This is a genomic window from Lysobacter enzymogenes (genome assembly GCF_023617245.1).
GTDB lineage: Bacteria > Pseudomonadota > Gammaproteobacteria > Xanthomonadales > Xanthomonadaceae > Lysobacter > Lysobacter yananisis.
The window spans coordinates 5,023,138-5,049,969 of record NZ_CP067396.1 but is presented as its reverse complement, the minus strand read 5'-3'; the positions used below and the strand labels follow the sequence as shown (position 1 = coordinate 5,049,969).

The following is a 26,832-nucleotide window of genomic DNA, read 5'->3' as shown; positions in this document are numbered from 1 at the left end:
TCGCCATCGTTGCCACTTCTGCTGTTGCTGTTGCTTGGTCGCTACCTTGCGCGAGGCCCTTGTTCCGCAGACCCGGAGGGCGCGCGCATGGATGCGCGCGTGCGCCGTAGGGGCATGGATGCCCCTTACGGCGCATCCCCGCGCCCGGTGCTGGACCTAGTGGCTCGTGACCTTAAACAAGCGTTTTTCTTTGGCTACTTTCTTTTGTCGCGCTGACAAAAGAAAGTAGCTCGGCCGCTTGCGGACGAAAGCTTTTGATGTTCGCTTGTCGTCGCGCGACACATCGGTAACGGCGAAAGTAGCAGCAACGTCAACATGGGTTCCGGCTTTCGCCGGAATGACGGGCGAGGGGTTGCGTACCCGACTGTAGGAGCGGCGCGAGCCGCGACCGCGACAACGCAACTACGCCGAAACTTTCACTGTGTTTGCGATGGCGCGGTCGCGGCTTGCGCCGCTCCTACAGGGGGCGTGCCGCGGTGGGGTTCGTCTTTGGGTGTGCGTACGGGTGACGACAAGCGACCATCAAGAGCTTCCGTCCGCAAGCGGCCGGGTCACTTTCTTTGTCTTAAGCCACAAAGAAAGTAACGCTGGTCTCTAACTTCAAGTGCATCACCTCAGTGAGGCACTGTGAATGGGCCAGCAGTATTCACATCTGAGCGCGGAAGAGCGCGGGGCCATCATGGTCTTGATCGCCCAAGGGGCGAGCGGACGGCAAATCGCCCAGACGTTGGGTCGGGCGCAAAGCACTATTGCTCGCGAGTTGCGCCGTAATGGGTTTCGGTCCCATTCGGGGCCGCCGCTGCGCGGACGCCCCCGTTTCGACCCTGGCTACGATGCGACCCGGGCGGGCCGGCGGGCCCAACGGCTGCGGCGACGGGCGCGGGTGCGCCGCAAGCTGCGACGCGACACCGTGCTGTGGCGACGCGTGCGCTATTGGCTGGAACGGTGCTGGTCGCCGCAACAGATTGCCGACAAACTGCGCGATCTATACCCGGACCGGCCCTGGCTGCGCGTGTCGCACGAAACGATCTATACCGCGATTTATGCGATGCCGCGCGGCGAATTGCGCCGCCAGGTGACCCGTCTGCTGCGGCAGGGGCGCAAGTCCGGCCGCCGCACGCGCCAGGGAAGCGACGCCCGCGGCCATCTGCCGGATCTACCCAACATCCGCCTGCGGCCGCCGGCCGCGCATGAGCGCCTGATGCCGGGGCATTGGGAGGGCGACCTGATCGTGGGCGCGCACAACCGCTCGGCGATTGGGGTATTGGTCTGCCGCCGCACCTTGTACGTCAAGCTGGTCAAGCTCGCCGACGCGACCGCGCACACGGTGCTGGAGGCCTTCAGCTCGGCGTTCGAAGGCGTGCCGGAAAGTTTGAAGAAGACCTTGACCTACGACCAGGGCAAGGAAATGGCATCGCATCGGCAGTTGAGCGAACGCACTGGTTTAGCGATCTACTTCGCCGACCCCCATAGCCCGTGGCAACGCGGAACCTGCGAAAACACCAACGGCTTGTTGCGGCAATACTTTCCCAAGGGCACCGATCTGTCGGTGCATTCTGCGCAGCGCCTCAAAGAGGTGGCGTGGGAAATGAACAACCGCCCCCGTCGTAGCCTGGGCAGGCGCTCGCCCGTCGAGGTGCTCTATGAGGAACTCAAAAACCCGCGGGCGCAGGGTGATGCACTTGGACATTGACTCCGCCAACCAAAGAAAAGGCCTTGTTTTTTCGGGTCAAGAGCCACCAGGTCCAGCACCGGGCGCGGGGCCACGCCATAAGGGGCATCCTGCCCCATGGCGCGCGTGCGCATCCATGCGCACGCCCTCCGGGGCTGCAAGACGACTGCATCGTGCTCGGGGGCGAGCACACGCAACAGCAACAGCAAGAACAGAATCGGTGGTGGCGGCAGTGTCGGCGACGGTGTGCACGTTGCCGCAGTCGATAAGCGCGGCGCAGACGTATCTTCGCGTGATCCGCATCCAGTCCCCAATCGCAGGCCTGCTTGCCCATCGCCCCACGCAAACGAAAAACCCCTCCGGCGAAGGAGGGGTCTTTCAAGATGCAGGAACCTGGCGGAGAAAAATCAGACGATCGCGATCGTCTTTTCCTTCTGTTCCTTCAGCCGCTTCTCGAGATAGTGGATGTTCATCCCGCCCTGCTGGAAGCCCGCATCGGACAGGATGCGCTGCTGCAGCGGGATGTTGGTCTTGATCCCGTCCACCACCATCTCGCTCAGCGCCACGCGCATGCGCGCGATCGCGGTCTCGCGGTCGGGGCCGTGCACGATCAGCTTGCCGATCATCGAGTCGTAGTTCGGCGGCACGCGGTAGCCTTCGTAGATGTGGCTGTCCACGCGCACGCCGGGGCCTCCCGGGGCATGGAAGTGGTTGATCGGGCCCGGGCAGGGCATGAAGGTCTCCGGGTCCTCGGCGTTGATGCGGCACTCGATCGCGTGGCCTTCCAGCACCACGTCCTCCTGCTTGATCGAAAGCTTGCGGCCGGCGGCGATCATCAGCTGTTCGCGCACCAGGTCGATGCCGGTCACCAGTTCGGTCACCGGGTGCTCGACCTGGATGCGGGTGTTCATTTCGATGAAGTAGAAGCGGCCGTTCTCGTACAGGAACTCGAAGGTGCCGGCGCCGCGGTAGCCGATGCGGATGCAGGCTTCCACGCAGACCTTGCCGATTTCCGCGCGCTGTTCGGGGGTGATGCCCGGCGCCGGCGCTTCCTCGACCACCTTCTGGTGGCGGCGCTGCATCGAACAGTCGCGCTCGCCGAGGTGGATGGCGTTGCCCTGGCCGTCGGCGAGCACCTGGATCTCCACGTGGCGCGGGTTCTCCAGGAACTTCTCCATGTACACCATGTCGTTGCCGAACGCGGCCTTGGCTTCGGACTTGGTGGTCTGGATCGCGGCGTTGAGATGCGCTTCGGTGTGGACCACGCGCATGCCGCGGCCGCCGCCGCCGCCGGCGGCCTTGACGATGATCGGGTAGCCGATCTCGCGCGCGATCTTGATGTTGGCGGCGTTGTCGTCGCCGAGCGGACCGCCGCTGCCGGGCACGCAGGGCACGCCGGCGTCCTTCATCGCGCGGATCGCTTCGACCTTGTCGCCCATCAGGCGGATGGTCTCGGCGCGCGGGCCGATGAAGACGAAGCCGGACTGCTCGACGCGCTCGGCGAAGTCGGCGTTCTCGCTGAGGAAGCCGTAGCCGGGATGGATCGCCTGGGCGTCGGTGACCTCGGCCGCGGCGATGATCGAGGCCATGTTGAGGTAGCTCTCCGACGACGGCGCCGGGCCGATGCAGACCGATTCGTCGGCCATGGCGACGTGCTTGAGGTTGCGGTCGACGGTGGAGTGCACCGCGACCGTGCGGATGCCCAGGGCGTGGCACGCGCGCAGGATGCGCAGCGCGATTTCGCCGCGGTTGGCGATGACGACTTTATCGAGCATTGGGGCTCTCACACGAAGCGGGGAGTGGGCGACGAAGGGAACCGGGGGAACGGGCGGGGCGACGGACTCGCCGTCGCCGCGTCGCGTGTTCCCCTGGGCCCCGGCGTCACCCGATGACGAACAGCGGCTGGTCGAACTCGATCGGCTGGCCGCTCTCGGCCAGGATCTTGAGCACGGTGCCGGAGACGTCGGCTTCGATCGGGTTGAACATCTTCATCGCTTCGATGATCGCCAGGGTGTCGCCGGCCTTGACCGTCTGGCCGACGCTGACGAAGGACGGCTTGTCCGGCGCCGGCGAGGTGTAGAAGGTGCCGACCATCGGCGCGCGCACGACGTGGCCGTCGGGCAAATCGTTGCCGAGCGCCTTGGCGCTGCCGCCGGTGGCCGCTTCGGTCGGCGACTGCATCGGCATCGGCTGCGCGGCGCGCGGTTCCGGCGCGGCGTAGACCGGCGCCATCGGCGCGGCGACGGCGTAGCTGCCCTTGGGCGCGCGGGCCAGGCGGACCGACTCTTCGCCTTCCTTGATCTCGATCTCGGCGAGGTTGGATTCCTCGAGCAGGTCGATCAGTTTCTTGATTTTGCGCAGGTCCATGAAGCGGGCCTCTGGGTTTTGGATCTTGGGTGCGGGCCGCGCGGGCGCGGTCCGGGCGAAAGGGGGCTCAGGATGCCAGCCGTTTGATTGCGGCTTCGAGCGCGTAGCGGTAGCTGTCGGCGCCGAAGCCGCAGACCACGCCCACGGCGAGGTCGCTGAAGTAGCTGTGGCGGCGGAACGGCTCGCGCGTGTGCGGGTTGGACAGATGGATCTCGATGAAGGGGATCGCGACCGCGGCCAGGGCGTCGCGGATCGCCACGCTGGTGTGGGTGAACGCCGCCGGGTTGATCAGGATCAGGGCGGTGCCGTCCGCGCGCGCGGCCTGGACGCGGTCGACCAGGACGTGTTCGGCGTTGGACTGCAGGCTCTCCAGCGCGTGCCCGGCCTGCGCCGCGCCCGCGGCCAGGCCGGCGTCGATCTCGGCCAGGGTGGTGCGGCCGTAGACCTCCGGCTCGCGCGTGCCGAGCAGATTGAGGTTGGGGCCGTGCAGGACCAGGAGCTTGGCCATGGGGACCAGGACGGTTGCCTTCAAAGGGCGGCAGTTTGCGTGAAGGCCGGCGGGTTGTCCAGAAGTTGCCCACCAAATCGGCGAAGTTATCGCGCTTTAAGCAGTTGTTTGAGTGGCGGCTCTAAATGCCGGCACGTTCGCGGCGCAAGTGGAGCGTTCGCGGCCGGATCGGCGGCGTTGGCCGCAAGCGCCGCGGGCTCGGCAGGGTTCGCGCAGGCACGTCGCCCATTCGAGCACAGCGCCCGCCGGACGGCGCGGGCGGCGGGCACGGGGATTGCGCGGTGGTCGTCGCAGCCTGGCGATCCGGACGGGGGCGGCGCCGGCCCGCTGAGTTCCGGTCTGCGACGATCCGGGACCACAGGGTCGGGCCTGAAAGGCGCTCCCGCAACTGTCCTCAAGGCCAGTTCGCGTGGGAGAGGCTTCAGCCCCGGTGCTTTCCGGTCGGATCGCGGCGAGCTGGCACAAGAGCGTCGGGCCTGAAGGCCCTCCCACAACAGCCCGGGCTGTGCGGAGAGCGCGCGGCTTTTGTGGGAGGGGCTTCAGCCCCGACGCTTTTCGGTCGGGTCGCGGCGAGTTGGCACAAGAGCATCGGGCCTGAAGGCCCTCCCACAACAACCCGGGCTGTGCGGAAGGGCTGCGGCTTTTGTGGGAGGGGCTTCAGCCCCGACGCTTTCCGGTCGGATCGCGGCGAGCTGGCACAAGAGCATCGGGCCTGAAGGCCCTCCCACGCTACTGGGCCCAGCCGTCGATCTCGCCGTCCTCGAACGGGCCGATCCGCTGTTTGAGCAGGCGCCCGTCGGCGCCGACCAGCACGCTGTAGGGCAGCACGCCCTTGGGGTTGCCGAGCTGGACGCCGGCGTCGCGCGGGCCGGCGGCGTCGAGCAGGATCGGGTAGTGCACCGGCACGCGCTGGAGGAAGGCGGCGACGTCGTCGCGGTTGTCCAGGGCGATGCCGATCACCTGCACGCCTTGCTCGCCCTGGCTGCGCGCGTAGCGGTCCAGTTCCGGCATTTCCTTGATGCACGGGCCGCACCAGCTGGCCCATAGGTTGATCAGCAAGGGCCGGCCGGCATAAGCCTGCGGCAGTTCGACCGGCCGGCCCTGCAGGTCCGGCAGGCGCAAGCGCGGGATCGGCTGGCCGCGCTCGGCCACGGCCAGGTCGGCCGGCGGCTTGGGCGCCTGCATCTTCATCTCGGCCTGGAGCATGCGCTGGCCCAGTTCGGTGCGCGAGAACCAGCCGCCGCCGCCGACCACCTGCCCGGCCAGCAGGCCGAGCGCGCCGGCGGCCACCGCCACCGCGATCACCTTCACCGCCGAGGGAATCGCCATGGCTCAGCGCTCCCCGGCCGCGGCGCGCGCGCGCTCGGCGCGGCGGGCGAAGGGCTCGGCCTTCTCGAACCCGACCAGGCGCAGTTCGCGGCGTTCGGCGCCATGGGCGTAATAGATCGTCATCGGCGGGCCGATCACGCCGAGCCGCTTCATCAGCGCCTGATCGACCTCGTCGTTGGCGGTGACGTCGGCCTTGAGCAGGACGAAGCCGTCCAGCGCCCGGTGCACGGCCGGTTCGGGGAAGGTGTACTTCTCCATTTCCTTGCAGGCCACGCACCAGTCGGCATAGAAGTCGAGCATCAGCGGCTTGCCGGCGGCCTGGGCCGCGGCGATCTCGCGGTCCAGGTCTTCATTCGACTTGATCTTGCGGAACGGCAGCTCGGCCGCGTGCGCCGCCGCGCCGCCGCGCAGGCCGGCCAGCGGCTGCAGCGGATCGTGGCCGCCGGCGAGCGCGCCGAACAACTGCGCCGCGCCGGCCACGCCGAGCAGCAGCGCCGCGACCCAGGCCAGCGCGCGCAGGCCGAAGCCGCGGTCCGCGCCGCCGCCGCCGAGCGCGATCAGCACCGCCGCGCCGAGCAGCACCGCGGCGTACAGCGCCAACGCCACCGGGCCGGGCAGGATGCGCGAGAGCATCCACACCGCCATGCCCAGGAACACCAGGCCGAACACGCGCTGCACGCCGACCATCCACGGTCCGCTGGTCGGCAGGCCCTTGCCGGCGGCGACGCCGAACGCCAGCAGCGGCGCGCCCATGCCCATCGCCAGCGCGAACAGCGCCGCGCCGCCGAACAGCGGGTCGCGAGTCTGGCCGATGTAGAGCACCGCCGCGGCCAGCGGCGGCGCCACGCACGGGCCGACGATCAGCGCCGACAGCGCGCCCATCACCGCCACGCCGGTCCACGAGCCGCTGCGCTGGCGGTCGCTGACTTCGCCGACCAGGCTGCGCAGCTTGTGCGGCAGCTGCAGTTCGAACAGGCCGAAGCTCGACAGCGCCAGGGCCACGAACAGCAGCGCGAACAGCACGATCACCCACGGCGTCTGGAACGCGATCTGCAGGTTGGCGCCGACCAGGCCGGCGACGACGCCGGCGATGGTGAACACCACCGCGCTGGCGAGCACGTACACCAGCGACAGCAAGAACGCGCGGCGCGCGCCCAGGCCGGGGCCGCGGCCGACGATCAGGCCCGACAGGATCGGGATCATCGGCAGCACGCACGGCGTGAACGCCAACAGCAGGCCGAAGCCGAAGAAGGTCAGCAGGGCGAAGTAGCGGTTGGGGCCGGCCAGCGAGGCGGCGAGCAGGCTGTCTTCGGCCTGGGCGACGGCGGGGGCGGCCTGCGGCGCGGTTGCGGCGGCCGGGTTTGCGCCGGCGGCGATCGCGCCGGTAGTGCCGTCTTCGGCGGAGTCGGCGGCGGCCGCACCGGTGGCGTTGGTGTCGGCGGCCGTGCCAGCATCGGTGCCGGCGACGGAAGCGGCGCCCGCATCTGCGGTAACCGGCGCGCTCGCAGTGGCGGTCGTCGACGCATTCGCCGGCGTCGCGCTGGTCGCCGCAGCCGCGGCAGTCGTCGCGCTCGCCGCGGCGGGCGCCGCGGATGCGGGCGTCGCGGCGGTCGCGGCAGTGGCCGCGGAGACTGTGCCGCGCGGCAGCTCGACCTCGATCTTGCGCGTCATCGGCGGATAGCAGATGCCGTCGGTCTGGCAGCCCTGGAAGCCCGCGGTCAGCACGATCTTGCCGGCGTCCGCGGTCTTGCGCAGCAGCGGCAGCGGCACGTCGATCTGATCGAAGAACACCGTCACGTCGCCGAAATGCTCGTCGCGGTGCGCGGTGCCGCGCGGCCACTGCGGCTTGCCGGCGGCGATGTCGGCGCGGTCGGTCTTCAGCGACGTCTTGTCGCGGTACAGGTAATAGCCGCGCGCCGGAGTGAAGCGCAGCAGCAGGGTGTCGCCGTTCTTGGCGATGGCCTCGAAGCCGAACGCGCGCTCCGGCGGCAGCGGCAGCGCGTCGGTGCCCGCGCCGGCGCCGGCGGCCGGCGCGCTCAGCGCTGAGCCGCCGCCGAGCAGCGGATTGGAAGCGCTGCCGCGCGCGCCGAAGTTCGCCAGCGGCGCGGCCGCGGGCGCCGGGTCCACTGCCGGCGCGGCGCCGTTGCCGAGGCCGGTGCCGAGGCCGGCGGCGGCGGCGGGCGGCGCCGCCAGCGCGACCTCGACGGTGCGGGTCTGCGGCGGATAGCACACGCCGGCGTCGGCGCAGCCCTGGTACTTGATCGTCAGCTTGGCCGTGGCGGCCTTGGCCTGGCCGGGCAGGGTCGCGGCCACGTCCTGGTGGTAGGTCTCCACGTCGCCGAAGAACTGGTCGCGGTAGGCCTTGCCCTTGGGCAGCTGCAGCGCCTGCGCGGCGAAGCCGGCATCGCTCTTGACCGAGATGCGGTGGCGATAGAGGTAATAGCCCTTGGCCACCTTCCACGAGATCGCGATGCGGTCCGGCGCCGCCGATCGCGCGCTCAGCGCGAAGGCCTCGTCGACCGGCAGCAGGTCCTTCTCGTCCACCGCCAGGACCGGCGCGGACAGGGACAGGCCGAGCACGGCCAAGGCGAGGGCGGCGCCGGCGCGCAACCGGCGCCGGCCGCGGAAAGCGGAAAGAAGGGTCATCGGTCGGGAGTCTGTTCGTTTACCCATCGCATGTACGGCTCGGAGACGTCGCGCGGTTCGACCACGATCATCTCCGGCAGTTCATACGGATGCAGTTGCGCCAATCGTTGCAGGGTCGCGGCGCAAACCGTGACGCGGGTCTTGATCAGCAGCTGAATCTCGCTGGCGCGCTCGACCCGGCCCTGCCAGCGGTACACCGAGGTCGCGCCGGGAAGCTGGGTGACGCAGGCGGCCAGGCCTTCCTCGACCAGGGCCTGGGCGATGGCGTCGGCGCTGGCCGGGTCGGGGCAGGTGGTCAGCACCAGCAGGGGCAGGGTGTCGGAGCGCATGGTCCCAGTGTAAGCGGGCGGCGTCCCCGCGATGGCGGCTGCGGCCGGCGGTCGCACCCGCGCAGGTCGCGGCCGGCCGCCGCGTGCGCCGCTCAGGCGCCGTCGCAGCTGGTTTCCTGCAAGGAGCAGAGGCGATCGACCCAGGCGCGGAAGCGGCCGCCGGCGAGGCCGGCCTTGGCCGCGGGCTTGATCTCCAGCTCGGTGTCGCCCTCGAAATCCAGCGGGCCGTATTCGACCAGGGCCCAGCGCCCGGAGCAGCCCGCCAACTGGCCCGAGGCGACGAAGGCGTCGCTGTCGAACGCGATGCCGTCGTGGCCGACCAGCACCGCCGGCGCGTTCGCCTCTGGCCGCGCGCGGCCGACGCCGGCCTGCGACTTGACCGTGAGCTTGCGTCCGCTGACCCAGCCCTCGCCCTTGAACATCGGCCGCTGCGGGCCCGCGAACAGCGCGTCGTTGTCGCGCGCGCCGCGGACCTTGAACCAGCCGCTGCGGCCGGCGACGACCTCGACTTCGACCCGCACCAGCAACGATTCGATCTCGCTGCTGGGCCGCATCGGCGGCAAGGTGCCCAACACCTTGTGCTCGGTGCCGGGGCCGGCGCGGACGTTGAGCCCGGCCGGATCGGTCTCGCGGACGAAGGCGCCGAACGCGCACGCGGTTTCGCCGGCGGGCGGCGCGGCGACGGTCTGCGCGCGCAACGGCGCGGCGGCGGAAGCGACGATGAGGACAGCGGACGTGACGGCGGCCATGCGTGGCATCTGCGGCATTCCTTGCGGGGACGGGTTCGCTTCGGAGGGACGTGGGATCGCGCCGCGTGGCTCGCGGCGCGCCGGTGCGGCCTGGCGATCATAGGCCGTCGCGGTCCGCCGCGTCCGCCGCATTCTCTCGACACCGGTGCCGGTATAAGGTGGCGCACCCAGGAGAACCCTATGCGCGCGCCGTTCCGTTGTCCGACCGTTCTCGTCGCGGCGTTGTGCACGGCGTTCAGCGCCGCCGCGCTCGCCGCGCCCGCGTCCGCCGCTGCGAAACCGCCCGCGGCGCCGGCGGCGAGCGCGACGCCGGCCGCGGGCGAGATCAGCCACGGGCGTTTCGTCCGCACGCCGGTGCGTTTGCCGCAGGGCGAGGTCGAGCGTTTCGTGCTGTGGTTCGCCGACGGCGCCGATGCCGGCGCGCGCAAGGCGCGGGTCGATGCGCTGGTCGCGGACGGGGCGATGGTGGCCACGGCCGACGTGGCCGCGCTGGAAGCGCTGCTGCGCAAGGACGGCGGCACGTGCAATTTCTCTTCCGGCGACGTCGAGAATTTCTCGCGCTACGTGCAGGCCTATTACCGCCTGCCGACCTATCACCTGCCGCTGTTGGTCGGCGACGGCGAAGGCGCCGCGCTCGCCTATGCGATCGCCGCGCAGGGCGATGCCGGGCTGGTCGCCGGCGCGGTCTCGCAGGGCTTCTGCCCGACGTTGCGCCTGCCGCGGATGCTGTGCCCCAACGGCGCGCTCAAGCTCAACGTCGAGGACGGCCGCGCGCTGCTGCTGCCGCAGCCGCTGAAGGTGCCGTGGTTGCTGGCCGCGCGCGGGCAAGGCGCGCATCGCTGCCAGCAGGCCGAGATCGACGGCTTCGTCCAGGCCGTGCCGCAGGCGCGCACGTTCCAGCGCGACGCGCGCGGCGACGCGCTGCCGGGCCTGCGCGCGGCGCTGGTCTCGCTCGGCGCGCAGCGCCACGCCCGCCTGCCGCCGCCGCCGGCCGATCTGAGCGGCCTGCCGGTCACCGAGATGCCGGCGCAGCCGGGCGGCAACGCCGACACCTTCGCGATCTTCGTCTCCGGCGACGGCGGCTGGGCCGACTTCGACAAGAGCGTCAGCGCGCGCCTGGTCCGCGCCGGCGTGCCGGTGGTGGGCGTGGATTCGCTGCGCTACTTCTGGACGCCGCGCACGCCGCAGAGCTTCGGCGCCGACCTCGACCGGATCGTGCGCTACTACCGCGCGCAGTGGAAACGCGACAACGTGCTGCTGGTGGGGTTCTCGCAGGGCGCCGACGTGCTGCCCGGCGCGTACAACCGACTGCCCGCGGCGACCCGCGCGACGGTGCGGCTGACCGCGCTGATCTCGCCCGGACAGAACGCCGAGTACGAATTCCACCTCAGCAACTGGATCGGCAGCAGCGGCAAGGGCCTGCCGATCGCGCCGCAGGTGGCGAAGATGCCGGCCGCGCGGGTGCTGTGCATCTACGGCAGCGAAGACGCCGACGCGCTATGCCCGCGCCTGCCCGCGGGCGGCGCGCGGATCGAGAAGATGCGCGGCGACCATCACGTCGACGGCGACTACGACGGCGTCGCCGCGCGGGCGCTGTCCGCGGCCGGGATCGCCGCGGCGCCCGCCTCGCCCTGAGCCGGCGGCGCGCTGCGCGGAAAGCGCGCGACGTGGCGCTCGCCTTCGTCGTGGCGGCGCGGGTCCAGCGAGATCAGCCGGGTGACGTCGAGCAGCGCCGCCGGCAGGTGCATGCCGCCGGGCGCGGCGAGGTAGCGGGTGCGCCAGACCGGATCGAACTTGGCCTTGAACCGGCGCAGGCCGACGAAGCCGTAGAAGCGCTCGCCGTGGCGCGCGATCAGGTTGGCGAAGCGGTTCCAGCGTCCGGCCAGGCGATGCTGGGCCAGCCCCGACAGCGGCGCCATGCCCAGCGAGAAACGCTCGAAGCCCTGCTCGCGGCCCCACAGCAGCAATTCGGCGAACATGAAATCCATGCTGCCCTTGGGCGCGTCGGCCGCGTGCCGCATCAGGTCGATCGACAGTTCGCGGCCGTTGGTCGCGTTCCACACGTTGGCGAAAGCGACGATGCGGCCCTCGTGCTCGACCAGCGCCACCGGCAGGCGCTCCAGGTAGGCGTTGTCGAAACTGCCGAGCGAGAAGCCTTTTTCCTCGCCTGACTTGAACTCGAGCCAGTCGTCGGAGATCTCCTCCAGCGTCGCCAGCAGCGGCGCCACCTGCTCGGCCGGGACGATGCGGAAGCTCAGGCCCGAGCGCTTGCCGCGGTTCCAGGCCTGGCGCAGGTCGGCGCGGTTGGCGCCTTGCAGGCTGAAGTCGGCCAGCGGCACCAGCGCTTCCTCGCCGAGCTTGACCAGGGTCAGGCCGAGGTCGAGATAGGTCTGCCAGTGCTGCTCGCCGACCTGGTAGAACACCGGCCGCACGCCCATCCGGTCGGCCTCTTCGCGAAAGCGCCAGATCAGTTCGCGCGCGACTTCCGGCGGGCCGACCGGGTCGCCCATCGAGATCAGCGAACCGCCGTAGCGCTGCATCATCGCCAGCCCGCGTTGTTGCGGGTCCAGCAGCAGCGCCTTGTCGCCGGTCAGCGCCAGATGCGCCTGGCTGTCCTCGGCCTGGGCCAGGATCGGCCGGATCAGCGCGAGCTGGGCTTCGTCGGCCGCCGGCAGCGCGGTGCGCGCGGCGTGCAGCAGGCGCGCCAGGCCGAACGCGATCACCGCCACGCTGACCAGCAGCATCGCCCGCAGCGCGCGCGGGGCGTTGCCGGAGACCAGGAACTCCCACCACAACTCGTTGCGGTATTCGACGTGGCTGTAGGCGAAGAACAGCAGCCAGATCGCCGCGATCAGCACCAGCCCGAGGTTGCGCAGCCAGCGCCACGACCAGGCCTCGTCGAGCAGCGCGCCCTGGCGGTAGAACTCGCGCCGCGCCGCCCACAGCGCCAGCGCCACCAGCGGCGGCGCCAGCGCCAGCAGCCAGTGGCCGCCGCGCAGCCACGACGGCAGCGGCAGCAGGATGCACACGCCCAGCGCCAGCGCCCAGGCGGCGTGGCTGCGCCGCTGCAGGCCCTGGCCGATCAGCAGCAGGCCGACGCCGCCGAGGCTGGCGAGCAGTTGCGAGGTCTCGATCAACGGCAGCGGCGCGTGGTTCAAGCGGTGCTGCGGCTTGGGCAGGGTGCCGTCGAGGATCAGCGCGGCGCCGAGCACGAACGCGGCCAGCGCGATCACGTGCGGCAGCCACGGCCGCACCGCCAGCCACGCGGTGCGCAGCGCGCCGGCGCTCTGCGCGACCGGCCCGCGCGCGGAGGCGACCAGGCCGAGGATCGTCGCCAGCACCAGCGGCGCGGCGTAGTAGGTGATGCGGTAGGCCAGCGCCGCGGCCAGCAGGCTGGCCGGCGCCACGCTCGGCAGCAGCTTGAGCAGGCTCCATTCGAACACGCCGATACCGGCCGGCACGCTCGACACCAAACCCGCCAGCACCGCCACCAGATACAGGCCGACGAAACCGACGAAGCCGGTGCCCGATTCGGGCGGGATCGACGGCGCCAGCAGCACGTACAGCGCGCCGCCGGCCAGGGCCAGTTCGACCACGCTCAACGCGGTGACGCTGAGCACGGTGCGGCGGTCGGGCAGCCACAGCGCGTGTTCGCGAAAACGCAGGGTGCGGCCGTCGCGGCCGACCGCGAGCAGCAGGCCGAGGAAGGCCAGCGCGATCGCGGCGCCGGCGACGCGGATCGCGTTCGCGCTCAGCGGCAGCAGCAGCGCCGCCGGCGCGGGTTCGAGCATCAGCGCGCAGGCCAGCAGCACCCAGGCGCCGAACACGAAGCCGAGCGTGCTCATCAGCACCACCTGGCCGATGTCGGCCAGCGACAAGCCGGCCGCGCCGTAACCGCGCAGGCGCACCGCGCCGCCGGTCAGCGCGGCGAAGCCGAGGGTGTGGCCGACCGCGTTGGCGAGGAACGCGGTGAGGATCAGCCGCACCGGTTTCACCTTGGCCGCGTTGCGGCGCAGGCCGATGGCGTCGAATCCCACCAGGCAGGCGTAGCTGGCGAGGCCGAGCAGAAACGCCGAGGCGATGCGGACAGAATCGAGCTGCCGGAACGCGTCCTTGATCGCCCGCACCCCATGCCCGCTGAACTCCCCCGCCAGCGCATGCAGCGCCAGGGCCAGGATCGCCAGGCTGGCGAGCATCGGCAGGGCGCGGCGCCAGTGGGAGGGCGCGGTGGCGGCAGCGGGCGTGGCGGCGGTCTGGGAACTCATGCGGCGGGGCGGGCGGGGGGCGGTAAAGCTTTCAGCAAACCGCGCTAAAACGGAATGAGGAGGCGGGGCGGGTTCGTATCGACAGGTAACGGCCGGCAGGCCGTGGGCGCGGGGCCGCGCTCAAACCGCGGGCGCCGGGCCGGCGGCGCCGGCGTCGGCGCGGGCCGCGCCGTCCAGCAGCCGGTCCCACACCGCCGGCGCGCCGACGATCTGTTCGAGAAAGGCCACGAAGGCCTCGACCTTGCGCGGCCGGTACTCGCGCCCCGGATACACCGCGTGGATGCCGATCGGCAACAGGCTCCAGTCCGGCAGCACTTCCACCAGCCGGCCCGCGGCCAGCTCCTGCGCCACCGCGAACATCGCGGTCTGCAGGATGCCTTCGCCGCGCAGCGCCGCATCCACCAGCGGCGCGCCGTAGTTCGCGCGCAGCCGGCCGCGCACCGGGATCCGCAGCGGCTCGCCGCGGCCGTGGAACTCCCAGCTGGCGTTGCCGCGGAACAGGGTGTAGTGCAGGCAGTCGTGCTCGCTCAGCTGGGCCGGCGCGGTCGGCGCGCCACGCCGGGCCAGGTATTGCGGCGCGGCGACCAGGATGCGCCGGGTCTGGGCGATGCGCCGCGCGATCAGGCGCGAATCGGCCAGCGCGCCGATCCGGATCGCGCAGTCGAAGCCTTCGCCGATCAGATCGACGAAGCGGTCGTCGAACTGCACGTCCAGCTCGATGCCCGGATGGCGGGCGAGGAATTCGCCCAGGTGCGGCATCACGTACAAGCGGCCGAAGTTCATCGGCAGCGATACCCGCAGTTCGCCGCGCGGCTGCGCGGCGCGGTCGCGGGCGCGCTCGCCGGCGGCGAGGATCTGCGCCAGCGCCGGCGCCACTTCGGCGTGATAGTCGCGGCCGGCTTCGGTCAGGCTCAGCCGGCGGGTCGAGCGGTTGAGCAGCTTGACCCCGAGCCGCGCCTCCAGCGCATTGAGCCGGCGGGTGATCGCGCCCGGGGTCAGTTCGAGCTGGCGTGCGGCGGCGGTGAAGCTGCCGTGGCGCAGGACCGCGTCGAAGGCTTCGAGCTCGGAGTACAGGCCGGCGGACATTATTGAGATCGGCTCAATGATCAGTTGTCGCGCCGATCCTATATCGGCGGGGACGGCAACAATAGCCTGTGCGTCCCGACCTATCCCCGCGGAGCCCGTCATGGACGCCTTCCAACTGCACGGCACCACCCTCGATTCCCTGCGCCGGGTCGACCGGCCCGAACCGCGGCCCGGCCCGGGCCAGGTGCGTGTCCGCGTCGCCGCCGCCTCGGTCAACTACCGCGACTACGCCCTCGCCACCGGCCGCTACCAGGCCGACCTGCCGCGCCCGTTCGTGCCGCTGTCCGACGGCGTCGGCCGGATCGACGCGCTCGGCGCCGGCGTCGCCGGCTGGGCGGTCGGCGAGCGGGTCCTCGGCCACTACACCACCGCCTGGCTGGACGGACCGTTCCGCTCGGCCAACCACCTCAGCAAGCTCGGCGGCCCGCTCGACGGCTGGCTGGCGCACTGGATCGTGCTGCCGGCCGACGCGATCGCGCGGGTGCCGGCCGCGCTCGACGACGCGTCCGCCGCGACCCTGCCGGTGTCGGGCCTGACCGCGTGGAGCGCGCTGCGCACGCTCGAACTCGCGCCCGGCGCGAGCGTGCTGGTGCAGGGCAGCGGCAGCGTCTCGCTGATGGCGCTGCAACTGGCCGCGGCGCGCGGGCTGGACGTGATCGCCACCAGCGGCGACGCGGCCAAGGCGCAGCGGCTGCGCGAACTCGGCGCGCGCGCGGTGATCGATTACCGCAACACGCCCGATCTCGCCGCGGCGGTGCGCGGACTCACCGGCGGCCGCGGCGTCGACGGCATCGTCGACGTGGTCGGCGGGCCGCGGTTCCTGAACCTGTTGAACGCCGCGGCCGACAACGCGCACATCGCGGTGATCGGCTTCCTCGACAGCATGAACGTGGACGGCAACCTGATCGGTCCGATCATGGCGCGCCAACTCAACATCCACGGCGTCAGCGTCGGCAGCCTGCGCGACCTGCGCGCGTTCCTCGACGAAGTGGACGCGCGCGGCATCGCGCCGGTGGTCGGCGAGCGCTTCGCCTTCGAGCGCGGCGTCGACGCGATCGCCTCGATCGCCGACCGGCGCGGCTTCGGCAAGCCGGTGGTGCTGTTCGATTGAGCGGCGGCGCGGCCGCGGCTTCGGCTGTTGCAGGAGGGCCTTCAGGCCCGATGCCGTCCGCTTTTGTGGGAGGGCCTTCAGGCCCGATGCTCTTCGCTCAGGTCGCCGCGACCTGAAACAAAAGCATCGGGCCTGAAGGCCCTCCCACAGAAAGCGGGCCCGCATCGAAGCCAAGATTTCCGCAGCCCCGAAAAAGCGAAGGCCCGCATCGCGCGGGCCTTCGCATGCAGCGGTTACGACGCGATCACGGAATCAGCTGGCAGCTCGCCGGCTTGGTCGAGGTGAACAACGCCGAGGTCGCCCACTCGGGATGATCGACGAACGGGTTGCGGTTGCCCTGGAAGCTGAAGATCACTTCGTTGCGCGCCTTCTCCGCCGCATCCGGCGGATCGGCCTGGTGCCACTGCAGCAGGGTGCTGAGCAGGCCCATGTAGGCCGGCGAGGACGAGGTGACGACGATCTTGCTGCGATCGTCGGTCAGCTCCAGGTCCGGTTCGCCCTGTCCGGTGTTGGGATCGTTGCCGCCTTCGTAGCGGATCGCCATGTACAGCACCGCGCGGGCGATGTCGCCCTTGCGCGGGCCCCACACCTCGAACGAACCGCCGTTGCCGTCGGGCGTCTTGAACCAGTTGGAGTTGCCCGGATACACGCCGCTGCCGCCGCCGGTGCCGTTGTTGACCTCGGTGACGCGCTCGCCGCAGCCGCTGGTCTTGGAGCAGTTCGCCAGCGGCTTGTTGCCGCGGTCGGCGTTGTAGGCCGAGTCGGTCAGGTACAGCATGTGAGTGTCGGTGTACGGCGCGTTCGGCAGGCCCTTGTTGCCGGTGGTCGAGCCGAAGCCCAGCGAGTTCGGCCAGGTGTGCTCGCGGTTGTAGCGCAGGCCGCTGCCGCTGCCGGCGCGCTCGGTGACCTTGACGTAGCTGCGGTTGCGGTACGCGTCGAGGATGCGGCCGGAGTTGTTCGGGTCCTCGTCGGCGATCTCGAGGATGGTCCAGGTGTTGGTGGTGCCGCCGCTGTACGGATAGACCGTGTGGCCCTTGATCGTGGCGTGCAGCGAGCAGCGCAACTGGCTCGGGCTGGAGGTGTTGACGTGCTGGTAATAGCCGGTCGGGGTGCCGCCGCCGCTGGCGACGGTGAAGTTCACCACCGTGTTCGCGGCCGGGTTGGCGCCGCCGCCGTCGGTCACCTTGCTCGCCACCACGGTGAAGGTGCAGGCCTCGCCCGCGTGCAGCGCGGTGCCGGTGGAGGCGGTCACGGCGGTGCCGCTGGACGGATAGGCCAGCGTCACCACGCCGGTGGTCGCGCACTGCAGGGTCAGCGCGCCGGCGGCCAGGCTCACCGCTTCGCTGAAGTTGACCGACAGGTCGCCCGCGGCCGGGAAGTTGGTCGCGCCGGCGGTCGGCACGGTCGAGGTCACGCTCGGCGGGGTGTTGGGCTGGGTGCCGGCGAAGGTCTGGCCGCTGTTGCAGGCGCCGAAGGTCTGGGTCGCCGAGGCGCGCCAGCTGAAGTTGGCGTAGGCGCTGCCGTTGCCGCCGAGCTGCAGCGAGGTGCCGGCGGCGGTGGAGCCGGATTCGGACACCGGCAGGTTGACGCTGGTCTTGCCCTTGGCCGGGCCGTCGGCGGCGGTGATCTGGCCTTCGTAGCTCAGGAACTGGACTACGTTGCCGGCGCCGTCGACCAGCGCCATGCCGTCGTTGGGACCGTTCTGCAGGCCGTTGGTCGGGTAGGTCAGGGTGGCGATGCGCGCGCTGCCGCCGCAGGTCACCGCGCTGCCGGCCGGCACCAGGTCGTTGTCGTACATCGTCGCCGCGCCCGGAGTGGCGCCGTTGTAGAGCACGATGCGGTAGTCGCTGAGGGTCTCGCCGGCGGTGGCCACGACCTCGATGCGCTCGCCGACGTCGCCGGCGGCGGTGGCGTCGTCGTAGTGGAATTCGTTGATGAACACCGCCGCCGGCGCCATCGTCGGCAGCAGCGAGGCGATCGCGACGGACAGCAACCCGGCGCGGCGCGCAACGCGCGCGCGCGAGGAAGCGAGAGGACGACCAGCAACGGACTTGCGCATCGAACGGCTCCTTGTGATTGGCGTCGCGCGCGCGGCCGCGGGCAGGTGCGGCCGGGCGGATCGGGGAAGTTCGGCGCCCTCCCCAGGGCGCGCGCCTGCGAGTCTAGTCGGGGTTTGTGACAGCGCCCGAGGAGGGCGGTCACATCCGCACGAAAAAATCGCGACCGGGTTCGCGCAATCGCGCATCCGGCTGCGAACTGCGGCACATCCCGCGGCCGCCGGCGGTCACGTCCCGCCGCGCGCCTTGCCCAGCGCGCGGCTGCGGCCGGTGCGCGACTGCGCCAGTTGCTCGGCGATCTCCACCAGCGGCACCCGCGCCCGCGCCGGCGCTTCGCGGAACGCCGCGAGCAGGCGCAGTTCCAGCGCGTCCTCGACCAGCAGCGCGTCGGCGGCGGCGACCGAGTCCATCGCGGTGTCCTGCGACAGGTTCATGCGGCCGCGGCCGGTGGCCAGCCATTCGAACTGCACGCCGGTGGCCAGCGCGACCTCGCGCAGGTGGGTGACGCTGGGAAACTTGCCCTGGGCCGACTCCCAGTGCCCGACCGCGCTGCGTTGCACCCCGACCGCGGTGCCCAGGGCGGCCTGGGACAGGCCGGCGTGGCGGCGGGCCAGGCGGATGCGCTGCTGTGGCGTCATGTGACCTCCTGCGCAAAATTTCAGGGGTTTTTCCGCACTTGCTACCACCGTTCACCGGGTGAGCGATAGACGCCGCAGCCTGTGCGCTTTCGTTGTCGTCGTGCGTAAGGCCGTTCAATCTTTACAAGCACTTGGCGGATAGAACAAGTGTTCGAGCTACCGAAAGTAGCGCGTTCCCCGGGGCCGACGGGTGGCAAGCGCAAAAAGGAGCCCGGAAGATGGCCCCACGCTGATACGGACGTCGGCTTACGACACGACGTCGGTTCGGGGGAAAGGGCGCAGGATCGCCATGCTCAGGACAGCCATCTCCGCACCAAAGAGCGCGTTCCACGGGACGCGCTCTTTCTTTTTGGGCGGTGGTTGGATGCATGGCGGCGGAGCGGAAAGCGTCGGGCCTGAAGGCCCTCCCACAAACGCTATCCCACAAGCGCGGCAGTAGCGATGCACTAGCTGCTGTGGGAGGGCCTTCAGGCCCGACGCTTTCCGCTCCGCCGCGACGCGCCTCACTCCACCGGCCGCAACTGCTCGGCCAGCGAACGCGTCTTGTCGGTGACCTCTTCGCCGGTGTGCTGGGTGCTCTTGCGCTCGATCAACAGCAGGTGGCATTCCTCGTCGGCCACCGGGTTGTGGCGCACGCCCTTGGGCACCACGAACAGCTCGCCTTCGCCGAGCTCGACCGTGCGCGACTCCATCTCGATCCGCAGCCGGCCTTTGAGCACGTAGAACAACTCGTCCTCGTCGGCGTGGCTGTGCCAGGCCAAGGTGCCGTGCACGCGCGCGACCTTGACGTAGGCGTCGTCGACTTCGGCCACCACCCGCGGCGACCACAGTTCGGCGAGCGAGGCGGCGATGCGGGCGGGCGAGGCGATCGACATGGCGGGACCTGGCGGGCGGCGGGGTCTCGACAGTGTAGGCGCTTGCGCGACGGCAGCGCGGGATTTGCGCACTGGCCGCAATGACGCGGATGCAGGCGCTGCGCAGGCTGCTACCTCGGGGCGGCGGGTTGCGTCGTATGTGCGGTGTCGCGGTCGCGGCTCGCGCCGCTGCTACAAGGGGGACGCCGGGTTTTCGCGCGGGCTGCAACGCAGCGACTGTTAGGAGCTGCGCAAGCTGCGACCGCGGAGTGGCGGCTTGCGTCGCAGGCGCGGTCTTGCGGTCGCGGCTCGCGCCGCTCCTACAGGGGCTTCGGCGGCAGCGCGGCCAGGTGCGCGCGGACCCAGTCGCGTACGCCGGCGTCGCGGATTTCCAGCACGTCGAACAGGCCCAGCGCGCGCAGCGCCGGCAGCAGTTCGCGGGTGTCGCGCTCGGCCTGCGCGCGCGCTTCGGCGTCGGCGGCCGGGTCGGCGAGCACGCGCGCGTTGGCGAGGAACGCGGCGACCGAGCCCTTGCGGGCGAGGACGTCGCCGAGGCGGACTTCGTTCTGCTGGTCGGGAAGGACATCTTCGGCGCGCATAAGGACTCCTTGGGATGGAAAGGTCTGAAAGAAAGGCCTGAAAGAAAAGCCGAACAAAACTGCGGTAATCCGACGTCCGAAGGCCGCCGCCGAGAAGTCGGGCGGGTCGGCCGGATCGGTGCGTCCATGCTGGGCCGCGCGCGCCGGCTCTGCTACGTTGCCCCGGCCATCCGCTATCGCGTTCCGGCCATGTCCGATCCCCTGCTCGCGCGCGAACGCCTGGACGCCGCCGATGCGCCGTTCCTGCTCGCCGCGCGCTTGCGCGCGCCGGGCGTGCGCGAGACGCCCGAACACCGGCACGCGCGCGGCCAGTTGCTCGGCGCCGACCGCGGCCTGCTCAGCGTCGGCACCGGCCGCGGCCGCTGGCTGGTGCCGGCCAGCGACGCGGTGTGGGTGCCGCCGCACCAGCCGCATTCGTTGCGCTCGCATGGCGCGGCCTTCAGCGGCTGGAGCGTGTACGTGGCCGAAGCCGAATGCGCGGCGCTACCGGCGCAGCCGTGCGCGCTGGCGGTGTCGCCGCTGCTGCGCGAGGCGGTGGCGCGCGCGGCCGGCTGGCCGGCCGGCGCGTCGCTGGACCCGGCGCAGGCGCGGCTGGCGCGGGTGCTGATCGACGAGATCGCCCTGGCCGCCGGCGGCGGCGACGACGGCGGCCGGCTCGGCCTGCCGATGCCGCAGGACCCGCGCCTGCTGCGGGTCGCCCACGCCCTGGCCGACGCGCCGGACGATCCGCGCGGCCTGGCCGCCTGGGCCGGTCTCGCGTACCTGTCCGAGCGCAGCCTGACCCGGCTTTTCGCCGCGCAGACCGGCTACAGCCTGCTGCAGTGGCGGCAGCGCGCCCGGCTGTTGCGGGCGCTGGAGCGTCTGGCCGCCGGCGAGGCGGTCACCGCGGTGGCGCTGGCCTGCGGCTACGACAGCGTCAGCGCGTTCACCGCGATGTTTCGCCGCCACCTGGGCGCGGCGCCGACCCAGTACCTGCGCGGGCTGGAGGGTGGGGCGGGGGATTGAGCCCGGCGGTTGTGGGAGGGCCTTCAGGCCCGACGCTTTCCGGTCCGGTCGGGCGATCTGGCACAAAAGCGTCGGGCCTGAAGGCCCTCCCACAACAGCCCCGGGGTCTCAAGAGCCTTCCTGCAACCGCTCCGGGGCCTGAAGGCCTTCCTCAGCCGCTTCCGGCCCGAAGGCCCTCCCAGCGCCGCCGGCCGGCCCCGCGGACCGACCGCTGTCACCTTCCGATGCAGGATTCGTCGCCGCCCCCCTTGAAAGCCGTCCGGGGCGCCCTATCTCCGAACCAGTCCCGGCTTGCCGGGCGCTTTCGTCCCCGGCATTGGCACTCGCCGGGTGCGACTGCTAAAATTCCCGTTCTTTATCCACCAATTCAATTACTTACAGAGGTCGCCATGAATCTCAAGCCGCTCCACGACCGCGTTGTCGTCAAGCCGATCGAAGCCGATGAAGTCTCGGCCGGCGGGATCATCATCCCCGACGCCGCCAAGGAAAAGTCGACCAAGGGCGAAGTCGTCGCCGTCGGCCCGGGCAAGGCGCTCGACAACGGCAGCGTGCGCGCGCCGCAGCTGAAGGTCGGCGACAAGGTCATCTACGGCCAGTACGCCGGCAGCAGCTACAAGCAGGACGGCATCGAGTACAAGGTCCTGCGCGAAGACGACGTCCTGGCGATCGTGGGCTGAGAGCCGGCGACGGGGCATCGGGAAGCGTAGAGCGCTTGCGCCGACGTCCGATCCGCCCCTCCCGCCCGCCGCTCTCGCCATCCCCTAGTTCCTCATTCCCTATTCCCGGAGTTCGCAACAATGGCTGCCAAAGAAATTCGTTTCGGTGAAGACGCCCGCGCCAAGATGGTGCGCGGCGTCAACGTGCTCGCCAACGCCGTCAAGGCCACCCTCGGTCCGAAGGGCCGCAACGTCGTGCTCGAGAAGAGCTTCGGCGCGCCGACGATCACCAAGGACGGCGTGTCCGTCGCCAAGGAGATCGAGCTGGCCGACAAGTTCGAGAACATGGGCGCGCAGATGGTCAAGGAAGTCGCTTCCAAGACCTCCGACAACGCCGGCGACGGCACCACCACCGCGACCGTGCTGGCCCAGGCGCTGATCCGCGAAGGCATGAAGGCGGTCGCCGCCGGCATGAACCCGATGGACCTCAAGCGCGGCATCGACAAGGCCGTGACCGAGGCCGTGGTCGAGCTGAAGAAGCTGTCCAAGCCGTCCTCGACCTCGAAGGAAATCGCCCAGGTCGGCGCGATCTCGGCCAACTCCGACACCAACATCGGCGACCTCATCGCGCAGGCGATGGACAAGGTCGGCAAGGAAGGCGTCATCACCGTCGAAGACGGCTCGGGCCTGGAGAACGAACTCGACGTGGTCGAGGGCATGCAGTTCGACCGCGGCTACCTGTCGCCGTACTTCATCAACAACCAGCAGTCGATGCAGGCCGAACTGGACGATCCGTTCATCCTGCTGCACGACAAGAAGATCTCCAACGTGCGCGACCTGCTGCCGGTGCTGGAAGGCGTCGCCAAGGCCGGCAAGCCGCTGCTGATCGTCGCCGAGGAAGTCGAAGGCGAAGCGCTGGCGACCCTGGTCGTCAACACCATCCGCGGCATCGTCAAGGTCTGCGCGGTCAAGGCTCCGGGCTTCGGCGACCGCCGCAAGGCGATGCTGGAAGACATGGCCGTGCTGACCGGCGGCACCGTGATCTCCGAGGAAGTCGGCCTGCAGCTCGAGAAGGCGACCATCAAGGATCTGGGCCGCGCCAAGAAGATCCAGGTCTCGAAGGAAAACACCACCATCATCGACGGTGCGGGCGAGAGCTCGGGCATCGAGGCGCGCATCAAGCAGATCAAGGCGCAGATCGAAGAGACCTCTTCGGACTACGACCGCGAGAAGCTGCAGGAGCGCGTGGCCAAGCTCGCCGGCGGCGTCGCGGTGATCAAGGTCGGCGCCGCCACCGAAGTCGAGATGAAGGAAAAGAAGGCCCGCGTCGAAGACGCGCTGCACGCCACCCGCGCTGCCGTGGAAGAAGGCATCGTCCCGGGCGGCGGCGTCGCGCTGATCCGCGCCAAGGCCGCGATCGGCGGTCTGAAGGGCATCAACGAAGACCAGAACCACGGCATCGCCATCGCCCTGCGCGCGATGGAAGCGCCGCTGCGCGAGATCGTGACCAACGCCGGCGAAGAGCCGTCGGTCATCCTCAACAAGGTCATCGAAGGCAAGGGCGCCTACGGCTACAACGCCGCCACCGGCGAGTACGTCGACATGATCGAGGCCGGCATCCTGGATCCGACCAAGGTCACCCGCACCGCGCTGCAGAACGCCGCGTCGATCGCCGGTCTGATGATCACGACCGAAGCGATGGTCGCCGAGCTGCCGAAGAAGGAAGAGCCGGCGATGCCGGGCGGCGGCGGCATGGGCGGCATGGGCGGCATGGACTTCTGATCCGGCCGTTCGCCGTAGCGAACCGAAAAAACCCCGCCGCGAGGCGGGGTTTTTTTATGCCTCGGGCCCGCGCCGCCGCGGCCGCGCCGCGCGCCGCTCAGGCTTGGCCGATCGAAAACGCCAGCGTGGTGCCGCGAACGCTGAAGACGGCGGTCTCGCCGTTGGGCGCGTAAGCCACGTCGGGACCGTTGCGGCGCACGCCGCCGACCGCGCCGACCCGCAGCCGCACCCGGTCGCCGACCTCGAGCGGCTGGCCGTGGAAGCGCAGTGCGCTCAGGTCGACGCGGCGGGTCTGGCCGGAGTGGAACGGGCCGACGCGATGGCTCTGGCTGATCGCGCGGCCGCCGTCGAGGCGCTGGACGACGAAGCGCAGGACGAAGGCGGCGTCGTTGCTGCAGTCGATGTGCTGCACGTGCGGGTCGGGCGCGCCGGATTCGGCGGAAAATTCGGATGGATGCATGCGGGCGCCTCGTGCGCGCGGGATCGAGGGATCTAGGAATCGAGAGATCTGGGAATCAAGGGATCTGGGAGTCGAGGGATCTGGGAGTCGAGGGATCGGGGAGTCGCGGCGGGCAGCGTCCCGGCCGACCCGCGCGGAGGCGCGCGGCGGGCCGGTATTTACGCCGGCTCGGCCGCGCTCGACAATGCCAACGGTATTCCCCCTGCGGATCGGACATGCGCGTTCTAGTCGGCTTGTTGGCGGGCCTGTTGCTGCTGGGCGGCAGCGGTTGCGCCGTGGTCAAGGTCAAGGAGCGCGCGTTCGGCGACATCGCCGCCGAGCGCAACGTCGATGCGCTCAGCGGCGGACGGCTCAGCATCGCCTCGTCCACCGCGCTCAATTCCGCCGGGCTCGATCCGGCCGCCTGCGCGCGCGATCCCGATCCGTGCATCGCGCAACTGCGTCCGCTGAGCTCGGCCGAGGAGTGGCTGGCGACGTCGGCCGAACTGCAGTTGCTACGCATGAACGCATTGCCGGCGACGGTGGAGCGCAGCGCCGAAGCCGGCGCGTTCAAGCGTTCGCGCCAGGCCGCGGCCGAGATCGCGCAGGTGCCGGCCGATGTCGCCGCCGCCGACCCGCGCACCCGCGCCGCGGTCGCCACCGCGCGCTACGCCTACGCTTATCTGTTCGCGACCGCGCGCACGCCGGAGCAGCGCGTGTTCGAGGCGCGCCAGCAGCAGGTGCTGCAGTACTACAACCGCGCGGTCGAGGCCATCGCCCAGGCCGCGTTCGCGGCCAGCGCCGGCAAGGCCGAGGCGGCGACGCTGGACGTCGGCGGGCTGGAACTGGGCGCGGTGCTGCACGGTTACGATCCGGCCGACATCCGCCAGGACCCGCAGGCGCTGCTGGCGTCGGACACGCTCGGCTTCGCCAACCTGCGCGCGGTCTACCGACGCGACGGCTTCGGCACCGCGCTGGTCGCGGTGTTTCCGCCGCGCCACGGCGCCGGTGCCGCGTCCGCAGGCGCCGAGTCGGCCGCGGCCGATTCCGAAGGCGCGGCGTCCGCGAACGCCGCCGCCGCGAACGCCGCTCCGCCGGCCGCGTCGTACACGTTCGCGAACGCGCCGCGCCGGCGCCCGACCGCTGGCGTCCGCAACGACGCGCCCTACCGCGACACCCGCTACCTGCCGGTGACGGTGACCCTGCGCTTCGACGGCGAGGGCCTGGACGGCGTGCTCGCCAGCCGCCGCGCGCAACTGGACGTGTACAACCCCTACCGCATCGACAGCGAGACCATCGCCGGGCGCAAGGTGCCGCTGGCGGCGAACTACTCGGCCGCGTACGGCATCTGGCTGGCGCGTTCGGAACTGGCGCGGCTGAGCCTGTCGAGCCTGCTGCGGCCCAAGCAGGCGCGCGCGTTCAAGCCGCGCGTCTACCTCAATCAGCCCTACGATCCCGACAAGCGCGTGATCGTGCTGATCCACGGCCTGGCCAGCAGTCCGGAGGCCTGGGTCAACCTCGCCAACGAACTGCTCGGCGACGAATCCCTGCGCCGCCGCTACCAGCTGTGGCAAGTGTTCTATCCGACCAACATCGACATGCTGTCCAACCGCGCGGCGATCGCATCGGCGCTGCAGCAGACCTTCCGCCACTACGACCCGCAGGGCGACGACGTCGCCAGCCACGACGCGGTGCTGGTCGGCCACAGCATGGGCGGGGTGATCGGGCGGCTGCTGCTCAGCGACAGCGGCGGCCACGTCGCCGACGCGATGCTCGAAGGCTTGGACCCGGCGCTGATCGCGCGCGTGCGCAAGGACCCGCTGCTGCGCCAGTTGACCGTGTTCCAGCCGATGCCGCAGTTCGGCCGCGCGGTGTTCATGGCGTCGCCGCAGCGCGGCGCGGTGGTCACCGACGGCTGGCCGCTGCGGATGGTGCGTAAGCTGATCCGATTGCCGCTGGACGTGCTGCGCGAGACCGCCGAACTGATCCAGCGCTACGACGTCAGCGAATCCGACCTGGAGCGCATCGGCCTGCGCAAGGGCAAGCCGCCGACCGGGCCGGACGATCTCAGCCCGAACTCGCGCTTCATGCACGCGACCCGCGACCTGTCCATCGAACCGGGCCTGCCGTACCACGTCATCGTCGCCCAGCGCGACCCGAAACTGCCGCTGGCGCAGTCCGACGACGGCGTGGTGCCGTACCCGAGTGCGCACATGGACGGCGCGGTGTCGGAGAAGGCGATCGCGTCCGGCCACAGCGTGCAGGAGACGCCGCAGGCGATCGCCGAACTGCGGCGGATCCTGCACGAGGACGTCGCCACCTTCGAGAGCCGCGGCAAGCGTTGAGCGCCGCCGCCGCGGCGGCACCGCTCAGCGGTGCGCGGGCTGCGGCTGCGATGGGGTCTGGGTTTCGCTGTGCACCGGCGCGGGCGTCGGCGTTTCGCGCGGCAGCGCCGACGACTGCCGGCTCGATTCCGCCACCGGCGTGCGCAGCGCGTCCTGCATCGCGACGCCGGCGCGGCGGTGCGCGGCGCTGCCGCCGGCATGGGCGTCGCTCTTGAGTTCGAAATGCCGCAGCTCGCGGCTGTCGGCCGCCGCGTTCAATTGCCGGGTCAGCGCCGGCGAACGGACGATCGCCGCCTCCAGGTTGCGCGCGGCTTCCGCGGTGACGCCCGGTTGGCGCGCGAACTCGTCCAGGCGTGCGCGCAACTCCGTTCCGATGGGTTCGGCGCTCATGCTGC

23 protein-coding genes and 4 pseudogenes are annotated in these 26,832 nt (G+C 70.8%); 10 read left to right on the top strand and 17 right to left on the bottom strand.

The features are described 5' to 3' along the window. The first annotated feature begins 631 nt into the window (after positions 1 to 631). Positions 632 to 1,693 (top strand): IS30 family transposase, encoded by a 1,062-nt coding sequence (locus JHW41_RS20855; RefSeq protein WP_057945874.1) that lies wholly within the window; start codon positions 632 to 634, stop codon positions 1,691 to 1,693. Positions 1,694 to 2,079: 386 nt separating this feature from the next. Here JHW41_RS20855 and accC read toward each other — a convergent pair whose 3' ends face one another. The 3 genes from accC to aroQ all read right to left on the bottom strand — a co-directional run bounded on the left by accC (position 2,080) and on the right by aroQ (position 4,547). After that, positions 2,080 to 3,447: an acetyl-CoA carboxylase biotin carboxylase subunit gene (accC, locus tag JHW41_RS20850; protein WP_057946284.1), complete on the bottom strand. Its 1,368-nt coding sequence runs from the start codon at positions 3,445 to 3,447 to the stop codon at positions 2,080 to 2,082. A gap of 106 nt (positions 3,448 to 3,553) precedes the next feature. Then, a complete protein-coding gene (accB, locus tag JHW41_RS20845; protein WP_057946285.1) occupies positions 3,554 to 4,039 on the bottom strand; it encodes an acetyl-CoA carboxylase biotin carboxyl carrier protein in 486 nt (161 codons plus the stop codon). Between the two features lie 67 nt (positions 4,040 to 4,106). Then, positions 4,107 to 4,547 (bottom strand): type II 3-dehydroquinate dehydratase, encoded by a 441-nt coding sequence (gene aroQ / locus JHW41_RS20840; protein ID WP_057946286.1) that lies wholly within the window; start codon positions 4,545 to 4,547, stop codon positions 4,107 to 4,109. 409 nt (positions 4,548 to 4,956) lie between these two features. On the opposite strand from aroQ, the pseudogene JHW41_RS27610 reads away from it, so the two are divergent. Further along, positions 4,957 to 5,010: pseudogene (locus tag JHW41_RS27610) on the top strand (hypothetical protein); the annotation flags it as partial. Here JHW41_RS27610 and JHW41_RS27605 read toward each other — a convergent pair. Continuing rightward, positions 4,992 to 5,039, bottom strand: a pseudogene (locus tag JHW41_RS27605) (DUF6053 domain-containing protein); the annotation flags it as partial. The pseudogenes JHW41_RS27610 and JHW41_RS27605 overlap by 19 nt on opposite strands. On the opposite strand from JHW41_RS27605, the pseudogene JHW41_RS27600 reads away from it, so the two are divergent. Then, positions 5,024 to 5,128, top strand: a pseudogene (locus tag JHW41_RS27600) (DUF6053 domain-containing protein); the annotation flags it as partial. The pseudogenes JHW41_RS27605 and JHW41_RS27600 overlap by 16 nt on opposite strands. On the opposite strand, the gene JHW41_RS27595 reads toward JHW41_RS27600, so the two are convergent. The 5 genes from JHW41_RS27595 to JHW41_RS20815 form a co-directional block, all read right to left on the bottom strand. Continuing rightward, positions 5,087 to 5,230, bottom strand: coding sequence for a hypothetical protein (locus JHW41_RS27595; RefSeq protein WP_428995589.1), 144 nt, complete (start codon positions 5,228 to 5,230; stop codon positions 5,087 to 5,089). The pseudogene JHW41_RS27600 and the gene JHW41_RS27595 overlap by 42 nt on opposite strands. A 46-nt stretch (positions 5,231 to 5,276) precedes the next feature. Beyond that, positions 5,277 to 5,876, bottom strand: coding sequence for a TlpA disulfide reductase family protein (locus tag JHW41_RS20835; protein ID WP_078998478.1), 600 nt, complete (start codon positions 5,874 to 5,876; stop codon positions 5,277 to 5,279). Between the two features lie 3 nt (positions 5,877 to 5,879). Then, the gene (gene dsbD / locus JHW41_RS26020; RefSeq protein WP_284499505.1) at positions 5,880 to 8,522 is read right to left on the bottom strand and encodes a protein-disulfide reductase DsbD; all 2,643 of its coding nucleotides are present in this window, start codon (positions 8,520 to 8,522) and stop codon (positions 5,880 to 5,882) included. Next, on the bottom strand, positions 8,519 to 8,851 hold the full coding sequence (gene cutA, locus JHW41_RS20820) for a divalent-cation tolerance protein CutA (RefSeq protein WP_250446307.1): 333 nt from the start codon (positions 8,849 to 8,851) through the stop codon (positions 8,519 to 8,521). Before cutA ends, dsbD begins: the two co-directional genes overlap by 4 nt. Positions 8,852 to 8,943: 92 nt before the next feature. After that, positions 8,944 to 9,600, bottom strand: coding sequence for an SH3 domain-containing protein (locus JHW41_RS20815; RefSeq protein WP_250446290.1), 657 nt, complete (start codon positions 9,598 to 9,600; stop codon positions 8,944 to 8,946). Between the two features lie 180 nt (positions 9,601 to 9,780). Between JHW41_RS20815 and JHW41_RS20810 the strand changes: the two genes are divergently transcribed. Beyond that, on the top strand, positions 9,781 to 11,235 hold the full coding sequence (locus tag JHW41_RS20810; RefSeq protein ID WP_250446273.1) for a virulence factor family protein: 1,455 nt from the start codon (positions 9,781 to 9,783) through the stop codon (positions 11,233 to 11,235). A 50-nt stretch (positions 11,236 to 11,285) separates the two neighbouring features. Here the strand turns inward: JHW41_RS20810 and mprF are convergent. Together mprF and JHW41_RS20800 are read right to left on the bottom strand one after the other, a co-directional pair. Next, positions 11,286 to 13,865: pseudogene (mprF, locus tag JHW41_RS20805) on the bottom strand (bifunctional lysylphosphatidylglycerol flippase/synthetase MprF); the annotation flags it as partial. 120 nt (positions 13,866 to 13,985) lie between these two features. After that, positions 13,986 to 14,951, bottom strand: a complete 966-nt coding sequence (locus JHW41_RS20800; protein ID WP_250446255.1) for a LysR family transcriptional regulator — start codon at positions 14,949 to 14,951, stop codon at positions 13,986 to 13,988. Between the two features lie 100 nt (positions 14,952 to 15,051). On the opposite strand from JHW41_RS20800, the gene JHW41_RS20795 reads away from it, so the two are divergent. Further along, positions 15,052 to 16,062, top strand: a complete 1,011-nt coding sequence (locus tag JHW41_RS20795; RefSeq protein WP_250446252.1) for a zinc-dependent alcohol dehydrogenase family protein — start codon at positions 15,052 to 15,054, stop codon at positions 16,060 to 16,062. Positions 16,063 to 16,306: 244 nt separating this feature from the next. On the opposite strand, the gene JHW41_RS20790 is transcribed toward JHW41_RS20795, so the two are convergent. The 4 genes from JHW41_RS20790 to JHW41_RS20775 form a co-directional block, all read right to left on the bottom strand. Beyond that, the gene (locus tag JHW41_RS20790) at positions 16,307 to 18,019 is read right to left on the bottom strand and encodes an endonuclease (protein ID WP_250451157.1); all 1,713 of its coding nucleotides are present in this window, start codon (positions 18,017 to 18,019) and stop codon (positions 16,307 to 16,309) included. 327 nt (positions 18,020 to 18,346) lie between these two features. Beyond that, a complete protein-coding gene (locus JHW41_RS20785; protein WP_057946293.1) occupies positions 18,347 to 18,757 on the bottom strand; it encodes a helix-turn-helix transcriptional regulator in 411 nt (136 codons plus the stop codon). Positions 18,758 to 19,260: 503 nt separating this feature from the next. Next, positions 19,261 to 19,632 (bottom strand): cupin domain-containing protein, encoded by a 372-nt coding sequence (locus JHW41_RS20780; protein ID WP_057946294.1) that lies wholly within the window; start codon positions 19,630 to 19,632, stop codon positions 19,261 to 19,263. Positions 19,633 to 19,931: 299 nt separating this feature from the next. Continuing rightward, positions 19,932 to 20,210, bottom strand: coding sequence for a hypothetical protein (locus JHW41_RS20775; RefSeq protein WP_057946295.1), 279 nt, complete (start codon positions 20,208 to 20,210; stop codon positions 19,932 to 19,934). Between the two features lie 189 nt (positions 20,211 to 20,399). Here JHW41_RS20775 and JHW41_RS20770 point away from each other — a divergent pair, with 189 nt between their 5' ends. The 4 genes from JHW41_RS20770 (at position 20,400) to groL (ending at position 23,653) form a co-directional block, all read left to right on the top strand. After that, the gene (locus tag JHW41_RS20770) at positions 20,400 to 21,215 is read left to right on the top strand and encodes an AraC family transcriptional regulator (RefSeq protein WP_250446249.1); all 816 of its coding nucleotides are present in this window, start codon (positions 20,400 to 20,402) and stop codon (positions 21,213 to 21,215) included. After that, positions 21,199 to 21,357: a DUF6053 domain-containing protein gene (locus tag JHW41_RS27590; RefSeq protein ID WP_428995412.1), complete on the top strand. Its 159-nt coding sequence runs from the start codon at positions 21,199 to 21,201 to the stop codon at positions 21,355 to 21,357. The genes JHW41_RS20770 and JHW41_RS27590 overlap by 17 nt, the downstream gene beginning before the upstream one ends. 247 nt (positions 21,358 to 21,604) lie before the next feature. Beyond that, positions 21,605 to 21,892, top strand: coding sequence for a co-chaperone GroES (locus JHW41_RS20765; protein ID WP_057946296.1), 288 nt, complete (start codon positions 21,605 to 21,607; stop codon positions 21,890 to 21,892). A gap of 120 nt (positions 21,893 to 22,012) precedes the next feature. Further along, the gene (gene groL, locus JHW41_RS20760) at positions 22,013 to 23,653 is read left to right on the top strand and encodes a chaperonin GroEL (protein WP_078998496.1); all 1,641 of its coding nucleotides are present in this window, start codon (positions 22,013 to 22,015) and stop codon (positions 23,651 to 23,653) included. A 97-nt stretch (positions 23,654 to 23,750) separates the two neighbouring features. Here groL and JHW41_RS20755 read toward each other — a convergent pair whose 3' ends face one another. Further along, on the bottom strand, positions 23,751 to 24,113 hold the full coding sequence (locus JHW41_RS20755; protein ID WP_078998498.1) for a hypothetical protein: 363 nt from the start codon (positions 24,111 to 24,113) through the stop codon (positions 23,751 to 23,753). A gap of 215 nt (positions 24,114 to 24,328) precedes the next feature. Between JHW41_RS20755 and JHW41_RS20750 the strand changes: the two genes are divergently transcribed. Further along, entirely contained in the window at positions 24,329 to 26,437 is a 2,109-nt protein-coding gene (locus JHW41_RS20750; protein WP_250446235.1) for an esterase/lipase family protein, read from the top strand. Between the two features lie 24 nt (positions 26,438 to 26,461). Here JHW41_RS20750 and JHW41_RS20745 read toward each other — a convergent pair whose 3' ends face one another. After that, positions 26,462 to 26,827, bottom strand: coding sequence for a hypothetical protein (locus JHW41_RS20745; RefSeq protein WP_250446232.1), 366 nt, complete (start codon positions 26,825 to 26,827; stop codon positions 26,462 to 26,464). Between the last annotated feature and the right edge of the window lie 5 nt (positions 26,828 to 26,832).